The sequence below is a fragment of the Streptomyces sp. KL116D genome (genome assembly GCF_030766975.1).
GTDB classification, from domain to species: Bacteria; Actinomycetota; Actinomycetes; order Streptomycetales; family Streptomycetaceae; genus Streptomyces; species Streptomyces longispororuber_A.
In genome coordinates this window covers 58,414-78,841 of record NZ_JASERH010000046.1, presented here as the reverse complement: position 1 = coordinate 78,841, position 20,428 = coordinate 58,414, and the positions used below count along the sequence as shown (strand labels likewise).

The following is a 20,428-nucleotide window of genomic DNA, read 5'->3' as shown; positions in this document are numbered from 1 at the left end:
CGTGCGCCTGGTTGCGTCGAGGCTACTCTTCTGGGCGGGTCGGCGGCCGCGTCCTCCGAGCGGCGCGCAGCTGGACGCGGCAGCTCAGGTGAGATGCGGCTTGAAGTTGGCCGTCACATCGCTGTCCTTACCGGGAGGCGGCGTGCACGGTGCGCGCGCGAAGGCAGCGCAGTCGCCTGACCAGCTGCCGAAGTCGACGCCCGATTCCGCTCCCGACGCGGTCAGTAGGAAGTCGTCCGTGGTGGCCTGGAGTTCACAGACGAGACCGGTCCGGCCGGTGCACTCCGTGCCGGGCTGGTTGCTCTTGACCGTGGCGCCCATGCTCCGCCCGGCGGCGAGCCGGACCGTGACGAGGACGTAGCCGGTGCCGGTGAGGTTCGCCGTCGCGGGCGCGAGATCGCCCGAAGCCAACGTCAGCCGGGTTTCGGCCGGTCCTGTCCGGGTCGGCGAGAACTCCACGGACACGGTGCAGGTCGCCTTGGCCGCGAGGCGGGACGAGCAGGTGTCGTCCGCGGTCGAGAAGCCGGAGTCGTCCGGGATGGTGGGCGGTCCGAGGTCGATGGCCCGGGCGTTGGGGTTGGTGACCGTGAAGTCGAGGACCTGGGCCTCGGCACCGGGGAAGACGTGTGCGGGCAGGAAGCTCTGTGCCTCCGCGGTGATGACCGGCGGGGAGAGCGGGCCGCCGCCCGGCGAACCGCCCCCGCCCGGCGAACCGACCCCGCCCGGTGCACCGCCGTCGGGGGAGCTGCCGCCCGGGGAGGGGCTGCTGCCACCGATCGTGCCGCCGTCCAGGGTTCCGGGGGAACTCGTCGACGAGGGACCGGGGGCCAGGGACGAGGTCGCGCCGTCGTCCGTGCCGCCGGAGCCGCCCACGACCTGGCCGAGTACGGCGCCCACCGCGATGACGGCGACGACGCCCGTGACGGCGCCGATCACCCGGCGCCGCACGGCGGACGGTGCCCGCGGGGGAGCCGGTGGCACCGTCGCGGACGTCACCGGGACGAGCAGGGCCAGGTTGGCGGCGGTGACCGCCGCGCCCGCCGTGTCACCGAGCTGCGTGCGCAGGTCCAGCGCCCGCTGCAGCAGGCGGCGCGCGTGCTCCGTACGGTCGTTGAGGAAGTGCTGGACGCCCTGCTGATGGCTGAAGAAGGCCTCGGCCGCGGCGTCCCCGGCCTCCCGCGCGGCGGTGATCCCGTGGGCCAGCGCGGTCTGCCAGGCCTGCCAGTGACCCTGCACGAACAGCACCCGCTCGACGACGGTCACCAGCCGTATGACCCCCTGCCACTCACGACGTTCCGCCGCGAAGCCGAGCAGGCTCACCGCCGCGTCCAGGGCGCCGCGCGCCTCCGGACCGTCCGGGTCGCGGGACCCCAGCCAGGCCGCGAGGGAATGCAGCGCGGAGGCGAGGCCGATGGAGCGGTACAGGACGTTCCGGTACGGCTCCGCCTTGCAGACCGGCAGCCCGAACCGGTCCTCGCTCTGCTCGGCCAGGCCGCGCGTGGTGAGGGACTCGAAGGTCTGGGCGAGGTAGGCGACATCGGCCATCTGCGCCAGCACGTGGGCGGGCAGCAGTGCGCCGCCGAGCAAGGTGAGTACGGCCAGGGCACGGCGGGCCTGGGGTCCGACGGCCGAGATGCTGAGCGCGTCCAGGGCGGCGGGGTCGGCCTCGGCCCGGCGGGCGAGGTCGTCGAGGGTGCGTCCGTCGATCCGGGCGAGCGCGCCCGCCTGACGCAGGTGGAGCGGCTGTCCGCCGACGGCGTTCACCAGACGTCGTACGGCGGGCATCTCGGCGTCGGTGATCGGTCGGCCCAGCTCGCGGGAGAGCAGGACCAGCGCCGAGGGCTCGGTCAGACCGGGCAGGTCGGACGTGGTGCCCAGCGGGCCGAGCAGCGGGGCGGTGGCGCCGATGGCCAGGGCGCAGCCTGGCAACACGCTCCGCAGATAGGCGAGTTGCCGGGTCCCGTACCGCAGGTCGTCGAGGGCGACGAGCCCGGTCACCTGACTGAGGGCCCGGGCACACTCCTGGGTGGTGAGCCGGACGTTCCCCGGGCCCGGATAGACGTAGAAGCACCGCATCAGGTCCTGGACCAGGTCTTCCAACTCGGTCCCGCCCACGCGTACGTACGTCGCCCACGCCGCTCCGGGGCGGGCGGCGCACGCGTTCAGCAGGAGCGTGGTCCTCCCCGAGCCGCAGACACCGGTGAACTCCACCGCCGCTCGCCTCTCCGACGCCCGCTCGATGTCGGCGAGTTGACGGTCGCGGCCGACCATGAACGGCGGCTGCGGAGCGGGTGGCCCGTGGGGGAGCCTCATGGGCCCCGCGCCCGGGATGCGAAGGGGCAGGCGCGTCAGACGGGCGCCGTGCCGGTCGGTGAGTGTGACGCCGAGATTGCCGAAGACAATGCTGTTCATTCCTCCCCCTGGGAATGAACGGGGCGCCCGACTGGCGCCGGTCTGTCCACGATGGGCAGGGCCGCGAACGGTGTCAAGCCATGGCGGTGGGTCTCCCTTTGGGGACTTCGTCTACGGGGTGAGCGTCTCCCGGAGCGGCGGGAGTTCAGGTGTCTGTGGGTGATGTTCGTGGCTGTGGATGCTCTAGGTTGGCCTGCGTGAGTGACCGGGGGCGGAGTTACCGATACGTGGGGCCGGTGGAGTTGATGGCCCTGGTGCGAACGGGTGGTGGATGCCGCATCAGCTCCGCCGCGGACTTCGACCGCTGGATCGCCGAGCGTTCGCAGCAGGAGCTGGCCGAACCGTTCACCTACGTCATCGGTACGGACGGTCTGCTTCGGTTGGCGCCGCGGCGGAGCGAGCACGTGGTCTGTGCCGGTGGGGCGATGGTTCTCGGCGCTGGTGAGATCGGCTTCGTGCAGGAGAGGGGCCGGTGGGGCGTCCGTGAGGTCAGTAACCAGTCCACCGGGTACTGTCCGGACGTCGCGTCCTGGGCCGTGGTCGCCGACGCCTTGGACGGTGTCGGGCTCGGGCGGCCCGACCGCTTCACGCACGAAGTGGTGTTCCGGCGGTGCCCTGGCTGCCAGGAGCACAACATCGTTCGCGAGGACGACTTCGTCTGCGTCTTCTGCGGCAGCGATCTGCCCGCGACGTGGAACGTGGATCCCGAGGCGTGAAGCCGGAAGGCGGATGTCATTGGTGAGCGCCGAGCGCCGAGCGCCGAGCATTGCGCATTGCGCATTGCGTATCGGCGGGAGCGGGATCTGGAGGGTGGCCGGTTCGGACCTGTCATATCAGGACCTTCTTCCGCACATCCCGCGTGGGTGCCCGTCCGTTGTCAGTGGCGGGTGGCAGCATGGGGAGCTGATCTGGTCCCGCTGCGTTGAGGAGCGGGATGTGGCAAGTGTGATTCGGAGTACGAAGATGACCCGCAGTGAATTGGTTGCCGCGCTGGCCGAGCGCGCCGATGTGTCCCGCAAGGACGCCGACGCCGTACTGGCGGCGTTCGCCGAGACCGTCGGTGATGTTGTGGCCAAGGGCGACGAGAAGGTCACCATCCCCGGTTTCCTGACCTTCGAGCGCAGCCACCGTGCCGCGCGTGAGGGTCGCAACCCGGCCACGGGTGAGGCGATGACCATCCCCGCCGGTTTCGGCGTGAAGGTCGCCGCGGGCTCCAAGCTCAAGGAAGCCGCCAAGGGCAAGTAGCACCCAGTAGGTGTGAGGGGCGGTCACCCGGACACCGGGTGGCCGCCCCTCATGCGTGCCACGGGTGCCGCACGTCGATGTTGACCTTCGAGTTGGTTGAAGCCCAATGATGGCGGTGTGCCAAATCCTGAGCTGATGCCCATCGGAGTGTTCGCCCGGCGCACTGGTCTGACGTCCAGCGCGCTGCGGTTCTACGCCGACTCCGGACTGCTGTCCCCGGCCGAGGTCGACCCGGTCTCGGGCTACCGCTACTACGGGCCTGACCAGCTGGCGCGGGCGACCGCGCTGCGTCAGCTCCGTGAGATCGCCATGCCGCTGGCCGAGGTCGAGACGGTCCTCGACGCAGGGGCGGACGAGGCGGCGCGGCTGCTCGACGAGCACGTGGCCAGGATCGTGGAGGACGCGGCGTCCGCCCGCCAGAAGGCCGCCGTCGTCAAGGCAGCGCTCGGCGGCGACGTGCCAGGACTGCTGATCGCCACGTTGAAGGGACCCGTACTGGCGGATGCCGTCGAACAGGTCCTGACCGCGACCGCGCAGGAGCCCGGGATGCCGGTGCTCGCCGGGCTGCACATCGAGGTGAGCCGCGAGGCGATCGCCCTGACGGCGACCGACCGGTACCGGCTCTCCACGCGGACCCTGGTGCCGGCGCCGCCCGCGGAACAGACCTGGGCCGGCACCGTCGACGGCGACGACCTGCGGGCCGCGGTCGCCACGGTCCGGCGCAGTGCGGTGATCCGCGTCGAAGCGGTGCCGTACGGGATCCGGCTGCGCATGCCCGAGCGGGAGGACCGGTACTGCCGACTGCTGGCCGAGGACTTCCCCGATCACCGGTCGATGCTCGCGTCGCTGGGCGAGGTCGGAACACGCGCGACGGTCCCGAAGGAACTGCTGCTGCGCGCCCTGGAAGAACTCCCCGGCGCACACGTCGAGTTGTACGTCTCCGAGCGCGGCGTGAACGTCCGGACCCCGGACGGCGAGCAGCCCGGCATTCCGCTTCCCGCCGACGTGACGGGCGAGGCGCTTCGGATCCGGTTCGAGACGACCACGCTCTATCCCGCCGTGAGCACGGCCGTCGGTCCCGACGTCATGGTCGACCTGAGGGGACACGACCAGCCGGTCACGATCCGCTCCGCCGACCGCGGCGATCTCACCACGCTGGCCATGCCCGTCGGGCCCGACCACTCAGCCCGACGCCCCCGACGCCCCTGACGCCCCTGCCGATCCCGCCGTCCTCGATGGCATCGATGACCCCGACAGCACCGACGTAAGGAGTTCCGCATGCCCACCGCACCCCCCACCCCCGACCCGACCATGGAAGCCATCGGCCGCGCCGTCGTCGCAGGCCGGACGGGCGACACGCTCTCCGCCCGCCACCAGCTCCTCGACCTGTGGGCCGCCATCGGCGTCACCGGCGACCCGCTGCACCGTTGCTCACTCGCCCACTACCTCGCGGATCTCTACGAGGATCCCGCCCAGGCCCTCGCCTGGGACGTGCGGGCCCTGGACGCCGCCGACGCGGTGACCGACCGGCGCGTCCAGGAGCACCACGCCGGACTCCACGTCGCCGGGTTCTATCCCTCGCTCCACCTCAACCTCGCCGACAACTACCGCCGGCTCGGGTCCTTCGACGCGGCCACCGAGCGCATCAACGCGGCCAGGGAGCACGCCCCCAGCCTCCGTGACGATGCCTACGGCGCCTTCCTGCGCACTGCCCTCGACGAGGTGGCCGAGGCCATCTCGCGGCGGGACGTCACCAAGCGGTCGTCCGCGCCCGGTCCCACCGTCTGACACGGACTACCGGCGGCCGACCGCGGGGCGCGCGGCCGCCTGTGCGGTGCGGTGGCGCCCAGGGGCCGGAGTCGTGTCCTGCGGGAACGTCAGCTGCCTGCCCATCCACTCCATCGCGGGGCCGATCTCGCGCAACCACGTCGTGAAGTGGTGGCTGCCGCGCGGCAGGATGATCCGCGCCGACGTCATCGGCGGCCGCACGGCCTTGAGGAACCGCATCGTCGGACCGTAGTCGCGCTCGCCCTGCCGACTGCTGGCCACCAGGACCGACACCTGCGGGGCGGGCAGGTGCCTCAGTCGCCAGACGAGGTCATGTCCCTGCCGGCGGCGCCGCGCCTGCGGCCCGCCGCCGAACAGGCTGCCCGTCGTCAGGTCGTCGCTGACCCTGTAGTCGGCGGACAGGGCCGCGGCCGACGTGTACACCTTCGGGTCGCGCAGGGCGAGTTGGAGCGCGCAGGAGCCGCCCGACGAGTAGCCGAGGACGCCCCACGCGCTGGGGTCGTGGCCGATCCGGTACGCCGACTTGAGGGCGTCGGGAAGGTCCTTCGTGAAGAACGTCTCCGCCTTCGGGCCACCCGGCACGTCCACGCACTCCGTGTCGCGCGGCGGCGCGATCGTCGGGCGCACCATCACGACCACCGTCGGCTGGAGCCGGCCCGTGCGCTCCAACCGGTCGGCGGTCTGCGGGACATGGAGGAACTGGGCGAGGTTCATGATGCCGCCCGGATAGCCGCTGACCGCCACGATCACCGGGAACCGCTGCCGGTGGTACTGGCGCTGGAAGTACTGGGGCGGCAGGTACACGAACGCGGGGTTGATGGCGCGGGTGCGCCGTCCGATGATCCGTACCGACTCCACCCGGCCCACCCGCGCGGCCGGCCCCACGGGCAGACCCCTGACCCGGTCCAGGCCCTGGGGCCCGGCGGGCTGGACGAGGCCGCTGCGCGCCGCGTACACGCCGGGCCCGGTACCCGGGGCGGCGATCCGCGCGGGAGCCGTGGACACGTGGCCGAGCAACTCGCCCCAGGTGCCGTAGAACTCGAAGCTCGCGTTGACCGCGACCGCGCACGCCGTCAGGACGGCCAACTGGGTGGCCGCGATGACCCCCAGCCTGCCGAGCACGGCCACCGGGCCGCGCCGGGCCAGTCGTGGCCACACCCACACCGTGAGTCCCACGCACACCAGCGCGACCAGCGCCGCCGCGTACTCGAGCGCCCGACTCGTCAGGCCCATGTTCGCTCCACATCTCGCCGGGACCAGGACACTGCCGTCACGGGGCAGCTTCCACCGGGAAAGAGGTCAGGGCCGGGAAGTGAGTTTGCCCCGGCGCGCGTTCTTACCGTCCTCCTTACCTGCCCTTACCTCAGCGATGGGCGACTCTCCTACGCTCAGCGGCCGTGAAGCCTCGCCCTGCCACCGTCGCCGGTCACACGTGCCTGTTCATCGGGCTCGTCGACGTCGCGACGGCCGTCTCCCCGCACGTGCGCGCCAGCCGCATCGAGCGCATCGCGCCCTACGTCCCCGGCCTCGCCGACGACGTGGCGCGGGCCACCGCGCTCGTCGTCGGCGTCCTCCTGGTCCTCCTCGCGCGCGGGCTGTGGCGCCGCAAACGGCGTGCTTGGGAGGCGGCCGTCGGACTGCTCGCGGTGAGCGCCGTGGTGCAGGGCGTGGGCCACCACGCGTTCGTCGCCGCCGCCGTCGCGGTGCTGCTGTGCGTCGGACTCGTGCTGCTGCGGGGCGAGTTCCACGCCTTGAGCGACCCGCGGGGCAGAACCCGCGCCCTGGGCAACCTGCTGCTTCTCGGCGCGATCAGTGTCGGCCTCGGACTGCTGATCGTCGGGGTGCGCGCCGACCACGAGGCGGGACACGGCATCACCTTCGCCGACCGGTTCCGGCAGGTCGTCCACGGACTGGTGGGCATGGCCGGCCCGCTGACCTACGACAGCGACCGGATCGGTGACGTCGTGCAGGTGTCGCTCCTCGCCCTCGGTCTGCTCACCGCGTCCACCACCGTCTATCTGGCGCTGCGCCCGGTCCGGGTCGCCCCGACCGGAGGCGACGCGCGGCTGCGCACCCTGCTCGGCCAGGAGGGACGGCGTGACTCGCTCGGCTACTTCGCGCTCCGCCGGGACAAGACCGTCCTGTTCTCGGCCACCGGGAAGGCGGCCATCGCCTATCGCGTGGTCTCCGGCGTCGCCCTGGCCGGCGGCGACCCCATCGGGGACCCGGAGGCCTGGCCGGGAGCCATCAAGGAGTTCCTCGAACAGTGCGCGCGGTACGCGTGGACCCCGGCCGTCATGGGCTGCAGCGAGCGCGGCGGGCAGGTCTGGGTCCGTGAAGGCGGCCTGAGAGCAATGGAGTTGGGCGACGAGGCGATCGTCGACTGCACCGAGTTCAGCCTCCGGGGGCGGGCCATGCGCAACGTCCGGCAGATGGTCAACCGCATCGAACGCAGCGGCTGCTCCTGCCGGGTCCGGCGCGTACGCGACCTGACCGACGAGGAGAAGAAGCAGCTGCGCGAGGCCGCCGCTGCCTGGCGGGGGAGTGCCACCGAACGCGGATTCTCCATGGCGCTGGGCCGGTTCGGTGATCCGGCCGACGGCGACTGCGTCGTCGTCACCGCCCACCAGACGGACGCCGACGGAACGCAGCGCGTCCGCGCGCTGCTGCACTTCGTGCCCTGGGGCGAGGACGGCCTCTCCCTGGACCTGATGCGCCGCGACCGCACCGCCGAGCCCGGGCTGAACGAGCTCCTCATCGTCGCCGCGCTGCGCGCCGCCCCCGGCCTCGGCATCGCCCGTGTCTCCCTCAACTTCGCCGTGTTCCGGGCCGCGTTGGCGCGCGGCGAGCGGCTCGGCGCGGGTCCCGTGCTCCGCTGGTGGCGGGCCCTGCTCGTGTTCCTCTCGCGCTGGTTCCAGATCGAGTCGCTGTACCGCTTCAACGCCAAGTTCCGCCCGCAGTGGCAGCCCCGCTTCGTCGTCTACCCGACGGCCCGCGACCTGCCGCGCATCGTCTGGGCGTGTCTGCAGGCCGAGGCGTTCGTGGTGCTGCCGCAGCCGGCGGAGCTGCTGCGGCAGTGGGTGCGGGGCAGGGCCACGAAGGCGTCAGGGAAGACGGCGGTGACCACCGCCTCGTAGGGTTGCTCGTCCATCGGCGGGCTGCTGCTCGCGGAACGCCTGACCGCCAGACCGCCAGACCGCCAGACCGTCTGACCGTCTGACGGTATTGGACATCTGGCTTCGGTTGTCTGTCTAAAAAGTTCATAGCGCGCGAACTGTTGACTGAAGTAGTCAAGGTCACTCAGTGTGGTGCCGCACACCACCGCTCACCGCACGAGGACTGCCATGCCCGTACGCCCTGCTGCCTCCGGTTCCGAAGACCTCTGTTTCCTCGACGCCGTCGAGCTCGCCGAGCTGATCCGCCGCCGCGAACTCTCCGCCCGCGAGGTCGTCGCCGCCCACCTCGACCGCATCGACCGCGTCAACCCCGCCATCAACGCGATCGTCACCCTGGACCCGGAGGGTGCGCTCGCGGCAGCGGGCCGGGCCGACGAACGCACCGCGTCCGGCGCCGAGTTGGGGCCGCTGCACGGGCTGCCCATCGCGTTCAAGGACACCCACCTCACCCGCGGCATGCGCACCACCCACGGCTCCCCGCTCTTCGCCGACCACGTCCCCGATGAGGACGAACTCCTCGTCCAGCGCATCGAGTCCGCGGGCGCCATCCGCATCGGCAAGACGAACGTCCCTGAATTCGCGGCCGGTTCGCACACCTTCAACACCGTCTTCGGCGCGACCCGCAACCCGTACGACCCGACCCGCTCGGCCGGCGGCAGCAGCGGTGGTGCCGCCGCCGCGCTCGCCGCCCGGCTCCAGCCCCTCGCCGACGGCAGCGACATGGGCGGCTCGCTGCGCAACCCGGCGTCCTTCTGCAACGTCGTCGGCCTGCGCCCCACGCCCGGACGGGTCCCCTCGCTGCCCTCCGGCGACCTGTGGGAGACCCTCGCCGTCGCCGGGCCCATGGGCCGCACCGTCGCCGACACCGCCCTCCTGCTGTCGGTCATGGCGGGCCCCGACCCGCGTTTCCCGCTCTCCCTGGAGACGCCCGGCGCCGTCTTCCGTGCGCCGCTGGAGCGCGACCTCACCGGCCTGCGCGTCGCCTATGCCCCCGACCTCGGCGGCCGCGTCCCCGTCGACCCCGAGGTCCGCGCGGTCGTCGAACAACAGGTCGCGGTCTTCGAGGAGCTGGGCTGCACCGTCGTCGAGGACTGCCCCGACCTGGACGGCGCCGAGGACGTCTTCCGCACCCTGCGCGCCCACACCTTCCAGCAGGGGTTCGGGGCCTTCCTGGACTCCGCCCGCGACTCCCTCAAGCCCAGCCTCGTCTGGAACATCGAGGAGGGTCTGAAGCTCACCGGCGCCGACGTGGCCCGCGCCCGCGCCGAGCACACCCGCCTGCACCTCGCCGCCGTCCCCTTCTTCGAGCGCTACGACGTACTGATCGCCCCGGTCAGCCAAGTGGCGCCGTTCGACGTCGAGGCGGAGTACCCCACCGTCGTCGACGGGCAGCCGCAGCACACCTACCTCGACTGGATGCGCTCCGCGTACCTCCTCACCGTCCTGGGCGCACCCGCCCTCTCCGTCCCCGCCGGCCGCACCCCGGCCGGACTCCCTGTCGGCCTGCAGATCGTGGGCCCGCCGCGCGCCGACCGTGCCGTCCTCGAGATCGGCGCCGCCTTCGAGGCCGCCACCGGACACGGCAAGCGCGTCCCCGACCTCCCGTAGAGCGATCCCTCCGCGCTCAACTCCCCTCAGCTGGAGCCCTGATGAGATCACCGCATGCGCTCTGGGCCGCCGTGCCCGTGCTGGCCTTCCTCGGCACACCGTTCCTGCCGTTCGTCAACGGACCGCACCTGTGGTTCGGTCTCCCGTCCGTCCTGTGCTGGTGCCTGATCTGGACCGTGGGCACCACGGCGGCGCTCGCGCTCGTCGACCGCGGCACGCGGTCCACCGTCGGCTACGAGGACGAGGAGGCCGCCGCGTGAACAGCACCATGCTCGTCACGATCGCGGGCATCGTCGCCATCGCGGCGGTCGGCGTCAGCGGCCGGCGCGCGCCCAGCAAGGAACTGGGGGAGTGGACCGTCGGCAAGCGCGGGTTCTCCACCTTCACCACGTGGTTCCTGCAAGCCGGCGAGGCGTTCACCACCTTCAGCTTCCTCGGGCTCGCGGGCATCGCGTTCGGCGGCGGCGTCGCCGCGTCCTTCGCGGTCTGCTACCTCGCCATCAACTTCGTCCTCCAGTACTTCACCAGCCCCCGCATGCGCCAACTCGGTCAGCAGGGCGGATACTTGACCCAGGCGGACTTCTTCGTCGACCGCTACCGAAGTCCCCTGCTCGGCAAGGTGGTCGCCGTCGTCGGCGCCGTGTTCCTGCTGCCCTACCTCCAGCTGCAGATCACCGGCCTCGGCATGATCGTGCAGCTCGCCACCGGCAGCCGCACCGGCGGCAACCTGAGCATGGTCCTCGCCACCGCCCTCACCGTCGCCTTCGTCCTGTGGTCGGGCATCCGCGGCATCGCACGGGTCGCGTACCTCAAGGACGCACTGATGATCATCGGGCTCGTGGTGCTGCTCGCCGGAGTCGCCCTGACCGTGCACGGCGGCATCGGCGGCCTGTTCGAGACGATCCGCGACAGTCACCCGCACCTGCTCACCCTCGACCAGGACGGCTACGACAGCACGTTCTTCGTCACCGCCGTCATCATCTCCGGCATCGGCGGCGGCCTCGGCACCATGGCCCACCTGTGGCCGCCGGTGCTGGCCGCCCGCAGCGGACGCGTCCTGCGCTCCAACGCGATCTGGCTGCCCCTCTACCAGGTCGCCCTCGGCATCCCGATCGTCATCGGCTTCGCCGGGGTCCTGCTCGCCGGGAAGGACACGGCACCCAACAGCGTCGCCCTCACCCTCGCGGGACAGACCCTGCCGGGCTGGCTCGTCGGCCTCGTGGCGGTCGCCGCGGCCTCCGCCGCGATGGTGCCGTCCGCGGCCATCGTCGTCGGCATCTCCAGCCTGCTCTCGCGCAATCTGCTGAGCGTCCGCAACGAGCGCAGCCAACTGCGCGTCAACCACGCCTGCGTGATCGCCGCGGCGGGCCTCGCCCTCGCCCTCGGCCTGGCCCGCCCCGGACTCCTGTCCGACCTGCTGCTGCTGACGTACGGCGGTCTGACCCAGCTCGCCCCCGCGATCGTCATGGGCCTGGCGAAGCAGGTGCGGCTACGGGCCGTACCCGCGCTCATCGGCATCCTGTCCGGCGTCGCGGTGCTCGCCTGGCTGACGTTCGGCGGCGTCGACGTCGGAACCGTGGACACGGGGCTGATCGCCCTGGCGGTGAACATCGTCGTCACGACGGTCGCCCAGCTGATCGCCCGCTCCAGGCCGACGGCCGAGCCGCAGCCGCCCGCCAACCCGCCGACGAACGCCACCGGTTCACCGGTCTCGGCCGGTCACGCGTAGGTCATGCGAACGGTGCGGTTCCGCGGTCCCGAACGGCGTGAGGGACGGCAACCGCACCGTGTTCGTACGGGGTGCCGGCTGGTGTCGGTGTCAGGAGCTCCGGTCCCCCGGCGGGAGCGCGCCCCTCAGGACGCCCATGGCCTTGTCGAGCCGCGACTTCCTCGCAGTCGGCGTGAGCGCCTGGAGCAGCGGCAGGATCAGCTGGTAGCGGGCGGTCCTGTCGAGCGCCTCGAACGCCCTCCTGGCGTCAGGGTCCGCGTCGAGCGCCGCCGCGAGGTCGGGCGGGACCGCCGCCGCGCTCTGGGACTCGTAGGCCGCGGCCCATCGGCCGTCCGCCTGCGCCCGGCGCACCTCGGCCCATCCGGGTTCGCGCATCCGCCCGGCGGCCGTCAGCGCCGCCACCTTGTCCACGTTCACCTGCGACCACAGGCTCTTGGGGCGACGCGGCACGTACTTCTGCAGGTAGTACCGCTCGTCGAGCGACCGCCGTTGCCCGGAGATCCAGCCGTAGCACAGCCCGATGTCGACCAGTTCGTCGTCGGTGACCGTGGGAATGCCGGACTTCTTCTTGGCCACCTTGACCCACACGCCCTCGTGGCGCGTGCAGTTACCGGCCAGCCAGCTCTCGAACGCCGCGGCGTCCTCGAAAGCGATGACCTCCACCCCCGCGATCTCCTCCATGGGCACAGGCTAACGCCCGCACGTCCGGAACCGGCGCTGCCCTGATCCATCGTCACCGACCGACGCCGACAGTGAGGTTGAGAGCCGACGCGGCGTACGACGACATGTGGCGCGGGCACCGGAGGGTGGCCGGGGATTCCGTGACGCCGCGGTGAGTGAGCGGCTCCGGTCAGGGCCGAGCGCCGCCCCTGGCGATCCCCGTCGGGCGTGACCGCGGCGCCAGTGCCGTCCGCAGGGCCGGAGCGAGGACGCGCCGTGCTTCGGACGGGGGGAGGGCTGCCGGGGTGGGCAGGGGGTTGAGGTAGCGGGTGTAGACGAGGCCGCCGAGGACCGTGACCGCCGCCGTCGCGCGGGCGGTCGCGTCCCGGCCGCCGAGGAATTCAACAAGGCGGGCCAGCAGCTCCCTCTCCAGGTACTCGCGGATGACCTCGGCGGCCTCGTCGCCCTGGGCGGTGAGCCGGCGGAAGTCGGCGTCCTCCCACAGCCCGGTGACCGCGTCGATCAGCCGCTCGGGCAGGGTGACGGGGTCGCCCTGCAGGACTTCGTCCACGGTCAGCGCGCGGGCGCACTGGAACTGCATCACGTCCGCGAACAGGCCCTTCTTCGAGCCGAAGTGGTAGGCGATCAGCGCCGGATCGACCCCGGCGGCCCCGGCCACCGCACGCAGGGTGGTGCCCCGGTAGCCGCGTTCAAGGAACAGCGAGCGGGCCACCGTGACGATGGACTCGCGGGTCGGCGGGTTGCCGCGGGGGCGGCCTCGGGTGCGGGCGGGGGCAGCGGCGGCGTTATTCATCAGCGTTGAGCCTGCTTTTCGCGGTCGGCACAGTCAAGGGCGTTCCACCCCACGACCCCCACGAAGGGATGCCCGACAATGCGCATCGCAGTCTTCGGCGCCAACGGACCGACCGGCCGCCACCTCACCGGCCAGGCCCTCGCGGCGGGGCACGACGTCGTCGCCGTCACCCGCCGCCCCGGCTCGCTCCAGGAACGGCCCGGCCTCACCGTGGCCGTCGCCGACGCCACCGACCCGGCGGCCGTCGACACCGCACTGGACGGGACGGACGCCGTGCTCTCCGCACTGGGCGCACGCTTCAGCAAGGAGACCATCACCACCTACTCGGCGAGCGCCACGGCCATCACCGAAGCGATGACCCGGCACGGCATCAAGCGGCTGCTCGCCGTCAGCTCGAGCATCGCCGACCCGCAGTGGCGGCCCACCGGCGCGCACTTCTTCAACCACGTACTCGACCCGCTGGTGAACCGGCGCCTGGGCCGCACCCTGCACGCGGACATGCGCCGCATGGAGACGGTCATCCGCGAGACCGGCCTCGACTGGACCCTCGTCCGGCCGTCCGGACTCTTCGAGCACCCGGTCGTCACCGACTACGTGACCGCCGAGACCAGCGCCGACGGCGTCTTCACCGCCCGCGCGGACCTCGCCGCGAGCATGCTGCGCGAACTCGATGAACGGCAGTACGTGCGCACGGCCATGGGCGTCATCACCACGACGGCCAAGCCGAACATCGCCAAGCTGATCTGGAACGAGGGCGTGAAGAAGAAGTGACCCGGACGACCGGTGAACTACCCACTGCCGTAAGGGCGTTCCTCGCCCGCGACGCCGCGGCCACCCTCACCACGCTCCGCCCCGACGGCACCCTGCACGTCACCGCCGTCCGCTTCACCTACGACGCCACGGCCGGACTGGCCCGCGTGACCACCCGAGCAAGCACCCGCAAGGCCCGCAACGTGCTGGCCGGCGGCGCCTTTGCCCGTGCCGCGCTCTGCCAGGCGGACGGCTTCCGCTGGGTCACCCTCGAAGGCCGGGCCTCGGTCAGCGCCGACAGCACGCGCCTGGCCGCCGCGGTGCGCCGCTACACCGCCCGCTACCACGCGCCGCCGCCCGCCCCGCCGGACCTCGTCGTCATCGAGATCGACGTCGAACGCGTCCTGAGCCTGAACCTCTGAACTCCCCGCACCGAAAGCGAAGTGACACCACGATGCCCACTCTTCCCGTTCTCGACTCCACCGTTCACCACCGTGAGTCCGGCGACCCCGACGGCCTCCCGTTCGTCTTCCTGCACGGCAACCCCACCTCCTCCCACCTGTGGCGCGACGTCCTGCCGGGCGTGGCCGCGCCGGGCCGCCGCCTCCTCGCCCCCGACCTCATCGGCATGGGTGACTCCGGCAAGCCCGACCTGGCCTACTCCTTCGACGACCACGCCCGCTATCTCGACGCCTGGTTCGACGCGCTGGGCCTCACCGAGGCGGTGCTCGTCGGCCACGACTGGGGCGGCGCGCTCGCCTTCGACCGTGCCGCCCGCCTCCCGGACCGGGTGCTCGGCATCGCCTTCACCGAGACCATCGTCAAGCCACTGGCCGGCGACGAATTCCCTTCGGCGGGAAGGGAGTTGTTCACCCTCCTGCGCACCCCCGGAGTGGGCGAGGACATGATCCTGAACAAGTCACTGTTCATCGAGCGGCTGCCCGACACCCTCGTCACCCCGCTCGCCCCCGCCGATCTCGACGCCTACCGCCGCCCCTTCCCGACCCCGCGCAGCCGCCGCCCGGTACTGGCGTGGGCCCGCATGATGCCGCTGGACGGCGAACCAGCCGACGTCGTGGCCCGCGTCGAGCGGTACGACGCCTGGCTGGCCGCCAGCCCCGACGTACCCAAGCTGCTGGCCGCGTTCGAGCCGGGCCCGGGCGCCATGACCGACCGGCAGGCCGTCGCCTGGTGCGAGGAGCACGTCGCGGGCCTGGAGGTGTCCCGGCACGGGATCGCCGGACACCACTCACCGGAGGACCGCCCCCAGGAACTGGCCGCCGCGATCAGCGCGTGGGCCGACCGGCACGGCTGGGGGAAAGGAGTCTGAGAGGACGGCGCCTCACCGGAACATTTTTCCAATACACGGGCGGGGCCGGGCTGCGACAGTGGCGGCCTGAGGACAAGCGAAGGACGAGCCAACGACGAGCGAAGGACAAGGGGGAGCGCCATGCGGGTTCTCGTCTCAGGCGCCAGCATCGCCGGTCCGGTCCTGGCGTACTGGCTGAACAGGCACGGATTCGACGTCACCGTCGTCGAGCGCACGCCGGCTCCCCGGAGGACCGGCGGTCACGCGGTCGACCTGTTCCGGCCCGCGATGACCGTCTCGGAGCAGATGGGCGTGCTCCCGCTCATCGAGGAACGGGCCACCGGCACACACCGGATGACGGTCCGTCAGGAAGGAGTGCGAAAGCCGGTACGGGTGGACCTGTCCAAGATCTTCGGCGCGGCCTCCGACCGGCACGTCGAGGTCATGCGCGACGACCTGAGCGAGATCTACTACGACGCCACGCGCGACGACGTCGAGTACGTCTTTGACGACTCGATCGCCGAGATCCCGCCCGAAGGGGAGGTGCGGTTCGAGAACGGCGCGCCGCGCCGCTTCGACCTCGTCGTCGGAGCGGACGGCCTGCACTCCACGGTGCGCCGCCTCGTCTTCGGCGACGAGTCCCGCTTCAGCACCTTCATCGGCGCCCACTTCGGAGTGCTGAGCCTGCCGAACTTCACCGGCCTCGACGGAGAGCTCCTGCTCCACGTCGGGGTGGGGCGCACGGTCGGCATGTACGGGGAGCGGCACCTCGGCGACGCACGGGCGCTGTTCCTCTTCCGCAGCGAGCGCGCGCTCAAGGTCCACCACCACGACGTGCCCCGGCAGAAGGAACTGCTGCGCAGCGCGTTCCAGGGGATGCACGCCGAGGTGGACCGATGGCTGGACGAGCTCGACCGCACCCCGGCCTTCTACTTCGACTCGATCACCCAGATCCGCATGGACACCTGGTCGCGGGGGAGGGTGACGCTCGTCGGCGACGCGGCCCACTGCCCGGGACCGGCCGTCGGCGGCAGCACCACCCTCGCGGTGGTCGGGGCGTACGTCCTCGCCGGGGAGCTGGCGCGGGCCGACGGCGATCACACAGTCGCCTTCCCCGCCTACGAGCGGGTGATGGCGGAGTACGTGCGGGCCGGCCGTGCCTCCGCGCTCAGCGCCGCGAAGACCCTGATCCCCACCTCGCGGCTGGGGGTGCGCGGGCTCGCCCAGGGCGCCCGCCTGATCTCCGCCCTGCCCGCGGGGCCGGCCCGCACGCTCCTCCGCCTCACCACCAAGAGCGCCCGCCTGTACAACTCGATGACCATCGACGACTACGCACCGGCGGGGCGGTCGCGGTGATGAACCGGGCCGGGGAACCGCGGGGCCGGTTCGTCGCCGGCCGGCCCCGCAGCCCCGGAGTCAGGCCTCCTTGCCGAAGACGAGCACCTCGGTGGAGGCCACGCCCATGCGGGCCAGGAAGCTGGCCTCCAGGGTGCAGCCGAGGGAGGCGAAGAGGTCGACGCAGGTCCGGCGGGGCAGGGCGGCCGGATAGGAGTCGTGCCCGTCGCCGCCCTGTGTGGCCCAGGTGCGCATCGTGTCCGGGCCCAGACACGTCTCCGTCATCGCGTCGAAGACGATCCGGCCGCCGGGCCGCGTGACCCGCGCCATCTCGAAGAAGTAGCGGGACGTGCCGAGGAAGGTGAGGGTGTTGAAGACCTTGTGGGCCTGCACCAGGTCGACGCTGGCGTCCGGCGTCGCGGAGAGACTGCACCCCTTCGTCGGCTGGGCGACCACGCCGAAGGTGTCCACCAGGTAGTCGGCCCAGGGCTCGGCCGTCTCGTAGATCTCGTACCGGCCCGGCGCACATTCCTTGAGGGTCTTCTCCAGATACCGGCCCGACCCCGGGCCGATCTCCAGCACCGTGCCCGGCGCGGAGGAGAAGACGCCGAGTGCGCTGAGTTCGTCGATGGTGGACTGGGTGGCGCCGGGCGTTCCGTTCATGACGTCGTCGATGTAGTCGCCGACCGACAGGCCGGCCGACCTGGCCGCCCGCATCGTGGCCTCGAACGGGAGGAAGTCGTCCACCCCACCACGGTTGTTGGTGCTGCGCACGATGTCGAAGCCGGCACGTCCCAGGAGCCGTTTGACCCCCGACCTCAGTGCGGCGGTGCCCTTGCCCGGTGTCTTCATCGGTCCTGTCCTTCCTGGACGGCCGGCGGCGCCGCGAGGCGGGTCCGGCAGGGTGCGGCCTGGGTGCGGCCGGGCTCCGGGGCGGACGGCGTCGGCGTGGTCAGTGCCGACGTGAGCACCCTGCGTACGGGCACGGTCCGGTTCCGGCCCGACAGGGGCGAGCCGGAGACTCTGGACCGGGATGCGCGTTCCCTCGGGTGCGCGATGGCGGGCAGGCCGGACGGGCCTGCCCCGATGGCGACGACAGGACGCGTCGTCGTACCAGACGTGCGAGACATGAGTTTCCCCCCTGGCGCGGCACTCACGCAGAGTCGGGCCGCGCCCTGGCATGGATGTGCAGGGTCATACGTACAGAAGGCCACCGGTCTGACGAGACTGCGCAGTACTCAGACGGCCAGTGGCAGGAGTCTGGGAGGGCCACGGCGCAGGACCGTGCCGGCCAGGAAGAGAGTCCCGGGCGGAACCCGCCCGGGACCGGGAGTGGTCCGCCACACCGCGCGCACCACGGCGGGTTCCCGCGACACGGGCAGCGGAACGAACAGGCGCCGCAGCAGGATCCGCAGCGCCTCCCAGCGTCTCCTGCCCGCCGCGACGAGGACGCGGCGGTGGCAGGTGTCGACGCCGTACAGCACGACGGCGCACAGCGCGGCCGGCGCGACGACCCCGGGCCGACCCGCGTGAACGGGGACGCCCACGGCACCGTCGGCCCGCGAGAACCAGTAACTCATCACCGCCTGACAGGCGAAGGCCAGGTGGTGCGTCGTGACCGCCACGGCCGTCCCCAGGATCGAGAACAGCCCCGCGCGGACAGCGGCGACCAGCGCCAGACGCGGCACACGGCCGCGGCGACGCGCACGGTACGCATGCCCAGATCCCCCCATGACTCACCCATGATGGGGCGTATGCCGCGCCCTGTCATCACCGCACGGCCCCAATCGCCCCTGGCCTCATGCCCGTTGACCACACGGAGCTCATCAATTGTCCTTAACCGGTGGTGCGGGGCGCGCGCCGGGTCCCAGGGGGACATGAAGGAGCTCACGGCTCAGGTCCGACGAGCATCGGTGGGTGCCAACTGCTGCGCCGACTGAGTCAGGGAGGCATGGGCCGCGTCTGTCTCGCGGCGGACGGGAGCGGCGGGCTGATTCGCGCAGTGCCCGTTCTGCTGTGCGGAATCCGTATGCGCCCGCCGAGTGCCGCCTTGCACGCTGAGGGCTGTGACGTACTCCTTCATCTCCTCCATCCCGCCCGCGCGGCGCTCCCTCCGGACGAGAAACCTCCCCGGACCCTGCGCCCCAAGTCCCGGCCTCCCGGGTCCCGACCGTGCTGAGGACGAGGTGACCGCGTGAGGACGAGCATCGCGGACACGGCCGACGCGGCCGTGGTCGGCATCGAGGACGGGGCGACCGTCCTGGTCGGCGGGTTCGGGCTGGCGGGCATGCCGTTCGACCTCATCGACGCCCTCATCCGACAGGGCGCGGACGATCTCACCGTCGTGTCCAACAACGCCGGCAACGGCGACGTCGGCCTCGCCGCGCTGCTCAGGGCCGGCCGGGTGCGCAAGGTCGTCTGCTCCTTCCCGCGGCAGAGCGACTCCTACGTCTTCGACGAGCTGTACCGGGCCGGACGGGTCGAGCTGGAGGTCGTGCCGCAGGGCACCCTCGCCGAGCGGATGCGCGCCGCGGGGGCGGGCATCGGGGCGTTCTACAGCCCGGTCGGTGCGGGCACCCCGCTCGCCGAAGGGAAGGAGACCCGCGAGATCGACGGGCGCGTCCACGTCCTGGAGCACCCCATCAAGGGCGATGTCGCGCTGATCTCCGCCCATCGGGCCGACACCGCGGGCAACCTGGTCTACCGCAGGACGGCCCGCAACTTCGGCCCCGTGATGGCCACCGCGGCCAGCACGGTCGTCGCCCAGGTCGGTGAGATCGTGCCCGCCGGGCAGCTCGACCCGGAGAGCGTGGTCACCCCCGGCATCTACGTCGACCGCGTCGTACGGACCGAGGTCCGTCGACTCACCGTGCAAGGAGCCCGCTGATGACGACCGCCGCCGAATGCCGGGAGCACCCCGACCTGGCTCCGCTCACCACCGACGAGCTCGCCGCCCGTATCGCCCGGGATATCCCGCCCGGCTCGTACGTCAACCTCGGCATCGGGCAGCCGACCCGGATCGCCGAGCACCTGGCGCCGGACGCCGGGATCGTGCTGCACACCGAGAACGGCATGCTCGGCATGGGCCCGGCCGCGACCGGCGACGCCGTCGACCCGGACCTCACCAACGCCGGGAAGGTGCCCGTCACCGAACTGCCCGGGGCGGCCTACTTCCACCACGCCGACTCCTTCGCGATGATGCGCGGCGGCCACCTCGACGTGTGTGTCCTCGGCGCGTTCCAGGTGTCGCACCACGGTGACCTCGCGAACTGGCACACCGGTGACCCCGACGCGATCCCGGCCGTCGGCGGCGCGATGGACCTCGCCGTCGGCGCGCGCGAGGTCCTGGTGATGATGAAGCTGTTCACGCGGGACGGCGCCGCCAAGTTCGTCCCCGTCTGCACCTACCCCCTCACCGGCGCCGGCTGCGTCAGCCGGGTGTACACCGACCACGGCGTCTTCGAGCCGGGGCCGGACGGCGTCCGCGTCCTGGAGACGTACGGCACCACGGCCGACGCGCTGGGCGAGCGACTGGGCGTCGACCTGATCCGGTAGTCCGGCGGTCCGGCGGTCCGGTGGTCCGCCCGGGTCCCGGCGGTCAT

General features: G+C 72.0%; 20 protein-coding genes. 14 read left to right on the top strand and 6 right to left on the bottom strand.

Going from position 1 to position 20,428, the window contains the following annotated elements:
• Window positions 1-84: 84 nt before the first annotated feature.
• The gene (locus RBJ77_RS18600; protein ID WP_372346058.1) at window positions 85-2,412 is read right to left on the bottom strand and encodes a hypothetical protein; all 2,328 of its coding nucleotides are present in this window, start codon (window positions 2,410-2,412) and stop codon (window positions 85-87) included.
• 245 nt (window positions 2,413-2,657) lie between these two features.
• Here RBJ77_RS18600 and RBJ77_RS18595 point away from each other — a divergent pair, with 245 nt between their 5' ends.
• The 4 genes from RBJ77_RS18595 to RBJ77_RS18580 all read left to right on the top strand — a co-directional run bounded on the left by RBJ77_RS18595 (window position 2,658) and on the right by RBJ77_RS18580 (window position 5,445).
• The gene (locus tag RBJ77_RS18595) at window positions 2,658-3,128 is read left to right on the top strand and encodes a hypothetical protein (protein WP_372346057.1); all 471 of its coding nucleotides are present in this window, start codon (window positions 2,658-2,660) and stop codon (window positions 3,126-3,128) included.
• 247 nt (window positions 3,129-3,375) lie between these two features.
• A complete protein-coding gene (locus RBJ77_RS18590; RefSeq protein ID WP_255977859.1) occupies window positions 3,376-3,657 on the top strand; it encodes an HU family DNA-binding protein in 282 nt (93 codons plus the stop codon).
• A gap of 135 nt (window positions 3,658-3,792) precedes the next feature.
• Window positions 3,793-4,866, top strand: coding sequence for a MerR family transcriptional regulator (locus tag RBJ77_RS18585; protein WP_372346056.1), 1,074 nt, complete (start codon window positions 3,793-3,795; stop codon window positions 4,864-4,866).
• A 69-nt stretch (window positions 4,867-4,935) separates the two neighbouring features.
• A complete protein-coding gene (locus tag RBJ77_RS18580) occupies window positions 4,936-5,445 on the top strand; it encodes a hypothetical protein (RefSeq protein WP_372346055.1) in 510 nt (169 codons plus the stop codon).
• A 6-nt stretch (window positions 5,446-5,451) separates the two neighbouring features.
• Here RBJ77_RS18580 and RBJ77_RS18575 read toward each other — a convergent pair whose 3' ends face one another.
• Window positions 5,452-6,678, bottom strand: a complete 1,227-nt coding sequence (locus RBJ77_RS18575) for an alpha/beta hydrolase (protein WP_372346054.1) — start codon at window positions 6,676-6,678, stop codon at window positions 5,452-5,454.
• 164 nt (window positions 6,679-6,842) lie between these two features.
• On the opposite strand from RBJ77_RS18575, the gene RBJ77_RS18570 reads away from it, so the two are divergent.
• The 4 genes from RBJ77_RS18570 (at window position 6,843) to RBJ77_RS18555 (ending at window position 11,958) form a co-directional block, all read left to right on the top strand.
• Window positions 6,843-8,582, top strand: coding sequence for a phosphatidylglycerol lysyltransferase domain-containing protein (locus RBJ77_RS18570; protein ID WP_372346053.1), 1,740 nt, complete (start codon window positions 6,843-6,845; stop codon window positions 8,580-8,582).
• Window positions 8,583-8,789: 207 nt separating this feature from the next.
• Window positions 8,790-10,229 (top strand): amidase, encoded by a 1,440-nt coding sequence (locus RBJ77_RS18565; RefSeq protein ID WP_372346052.1) that lies wholly within the window; start codon window positions 8,790-8,792, stop codon window positions 10,227-10,229.
• Window positions 10,230-10,270: 41 nt separating this feature from the next.
• Complete coding sequence (locus RBJ77_RS18560) at window positions 10,271-10,489, top strand: hypothetical protein (RefSeq protein WP_372346051.1); 219 nt, start codon at window positions 10,271-10,273, stop codon at window positions 10,487-10,489.
• A complete protein-coding gene (locus tag RBJ77_RS18555; RefSeq protein WP_372346050.1) occupies window positions 10,486-11,958 on the top strand; it encodes a sodium:solute symporter in 1,473 nt (490 codons plus the stop codon). The genes RBJ77_RS18560 and RBJ77_RS18555 overlap by 4 nt, the downstream gene beginning before the upstream one ends.
• Window positions 11,959-12,048: 90 nt before the next feature.
• Here the strand turns inward: RBJ77_RS18555 and RBJ77_RS18550 are convergent, their stop codons facing one another.
• A complete protein-coding gene (locus tag RBJ77_RS18550; protein WP_372346049.1) occupies window positions 12,049-12,639 on the bottom strand; it encodes a YdeI family protein in 591 nt (196 codons plus the stop codon).
• A 169-nt stretch (window positions 12,640-12,808) separates the two neighbouring features.
• Window positions 12,809-13,432 carry a TetR family transcriptional regulator gene (locus tag RBJ77_RS18545; protein WP_372346048.1) on the bottom strand — a complete coding sequence of 208 codons (624 nt, stop codon included), beginning with the start codon at window positions 13,430-13,432 and terminating at the stop codon, window positions 12,809-12,811.
• Between the two features lie 78 nt (window positions 13,433-13,510).
• On the opposite strand from RBJ77_RS18545, the gene RBJ77_RS18540 reads away from it, so the two are divergent.
• The 4 genes from RBJ77_RS18540 (at window position 13,511) to RBJ77_RS18525 (ending at window position 16,847) form a co-directional block, all read left to right on the top strand.
• Window positions 13,511-14,203, top strand: coding sequence for an NAD(P)-dependent oxidoreductase (locus tag RBJ77_RS18540; RefSeq protein ID WP_372346047.1), 693 nt, complete (start codon window positions 13,511-13,513; stop codon window positions 14,201-14,203).
• On the top strand, window positions 14,200-14,604 hold the full coding sequence (locus tag RBJ77_RS18535; protein WP_372346046.1) for a pyridoxamine 5'-phosphate oxidase family protein: 405 nt from the start codon (window positions 14,200-14,202) through the stop codon (window positions 14,602-14,604). The genes RBJ77_RS18540 and RBJ77_RS18535 overlap by 4 nt, the downstream gene beginning before the upstream one ends.
• Window positions 14,601-15,512 carry a haloalkane dehalogenase gene (locus tag RBJ77_RS18530; protein ID WP_372346312.1) on the top strand — a complete coding sequence of 304 codons (912 nt, stop codon included), beginning with the start codon at window positions 14,601-14,603 and terminating at the stop codon, window positions 15,510-15,512. Before RBJ77_RS18535 ends, RBJ77_RS18530 begins: the two co-directional genes overlap by 4 nt.
• A 120-nt stretch (window positions 15,513-15,632) precedes the next feature.
• On the top strand, window positions 15,633-16,847 hold the full coding sequence (locus RBJ77_RS18525; RefSeq protein ID WP_372346045.1) for an FAD-dependent monooxygenase: 1,215 nt from the start codon (window positions 15,633-15,635) through the stop codon (window positions 16,845-16,847).
• A gap of 60 nt (window positions 16,848-16,907) precedes the next feature.
• Here the strand turns inward: RBJ77_RS18525 and RBJ77_RS18520 are convergent, their stop codons facing one another.
• Entirely contained in the window at window positions 16,908-17,678 is a 771-nt protein-coding gene (locus RBJ77_RS18520; RefSeq protein WP_372346044.1) for a methyltransferase domain-containing protein, read from the bottom strand.
• 386 nt (window positions 17,679-18,064) lie between these two features.
• Window positions 18,065-18,514, bottom strand: a complete 450-nt coding sequence (locus RBJ77_RS18515; RefSeq protein WP_372346043.1) for a hypothetical protein — start codon at window positions 18,512-18,514, stop codon at window positions 18,065-18,067.
• Between the two features lie 506 nt (window positions 18,515-19,020).
• Here RBJ77_RS18515 and RBJ77_RS18510 point away from each other — a divergent pair.
• Window positions 19,021-19,713, top strand: a complete 693-nt coding sequence (locus RBJ77_RS18510) for a 3-oxoacid CoA-transferase subunit A (RefSeq protein ID WP_372346042.1) — start codon at window positions 19,021-19,023, stop codon at window positions 19,711-19,713.
• Window positions 19,713-20,381, top strand: coding sequence for a 3-oxoacid CoA-transferase subunit B (locus tag RBJ77_RS18505; RefSeq protein ID WP_372346041.1), 669 nt, complete (start codon window positions 19,713-19,715; stop codon window positions 20,379-20,381). Before RBJ77_RS18510 ends, RBJ77_RS18505 begins: the two co-directional genes overlap by 1 nt.
• Window positions 20,382-20,428 lie beyond the last annotated feature (47 nt).

Coding starts and splice junctions, on each gene's coding strand:
- RBJ77_RS18600 (WP_372346058.1), bottom strand. CDS start 2,412: ATGAACAGCATTGTCTTCGGCAATCTCGGCGTCACACTCACCGACCGG.
- RBJ77_RS18520 (WP_372346044.1), bottom strand. CDS start 17,678: ATGAAGACACCGGGCAAGGGCACCGCCGCACTGAGGTCGGGGGTCAAA.
- RBJ77_RS18585 (WP_372346056.1), top strand. CDS start 3,793: ATGCCCATCGGAGTGTTCGCCCGGCGCACTGGTCTGACGTCCAGCGCG.
- RBJ77_RS18540 (WP_372346047.1), top strand. CDS start 13,511: ATGCGCATCGCAGTCTTCGGCGCCAACGGACCGACCGGCCGCCACCTC.
- RBJ77_RS18560 (WP_372346051.1), top strand. CDS start 10,271: ATGAGATCACCGCATGCGCTCTGGGCCGCCGTGCCCGTGCTGGCCTTC.
- RBJ77_RS18525 (WP_372346045.1), top strand. CDS start 15,633: ATGCGGGTTCTCGTCTCAGGCGCCAGCATCGCCGGTCCGGTCCTGGCG.
- RBJ77_RS18595 (WP_372346057.1), top strand. CDS start 2,658: ATGGCCCTGGTGCGAACGGGTGGTGGATGCCGCATCAGCTCCGCCGCG.
- RBJ77_RS18590 (WP_255977859.1), top strand. CDS start 3,376: ATGACCCGCAGTGAATTGGTTGCCGCGCTGGCCGAGCGCGCCGATGTG.
- RBJ77_RS18580 (WP_372346055.1), top strand. CDS start 4,936: ATGCCCACCGCACCCCCCACCCCCGACCCGACCATGGAAGCCATCGGC.
- RBJ77_RS18505 (WP_372346041.1), top strand. CDS start 19,713: ATGACGACCGCCGCCGAATGCCGGGAGCACCCCGACCTGGCTCCGCTC.
- RBJ77_RS18545 (WP_372346048.1), bottom strand. CDS start 13,432: ATGAATAACGCCGCCGCTGCCCCCGCCCGCACCCGAGGCCGCCCCCGC.
- RBJ77_RS18575 (WP_372346054.1), bottom strand. CDS start 6,678: ATGGGCCTGACGAGTCGGGCGCTCGAGTACGCGGCGGCGCTGGTCGCG.
- RBJ77_RS18565 (WP_372346052.1), top strand. CDS start 8,790: ATGCCCGTACGCCCTGCTGCCTCCGGTTCCGAAGACCTCTGTTTCCTC.
- RBJ77_RS18550 (WP_372346049.1), bottom strand. CDS start 12,639: ATGGAGGAGATCGCGGGGGTGGAGGTCATCGCTTTCGAGGACGCCGCG.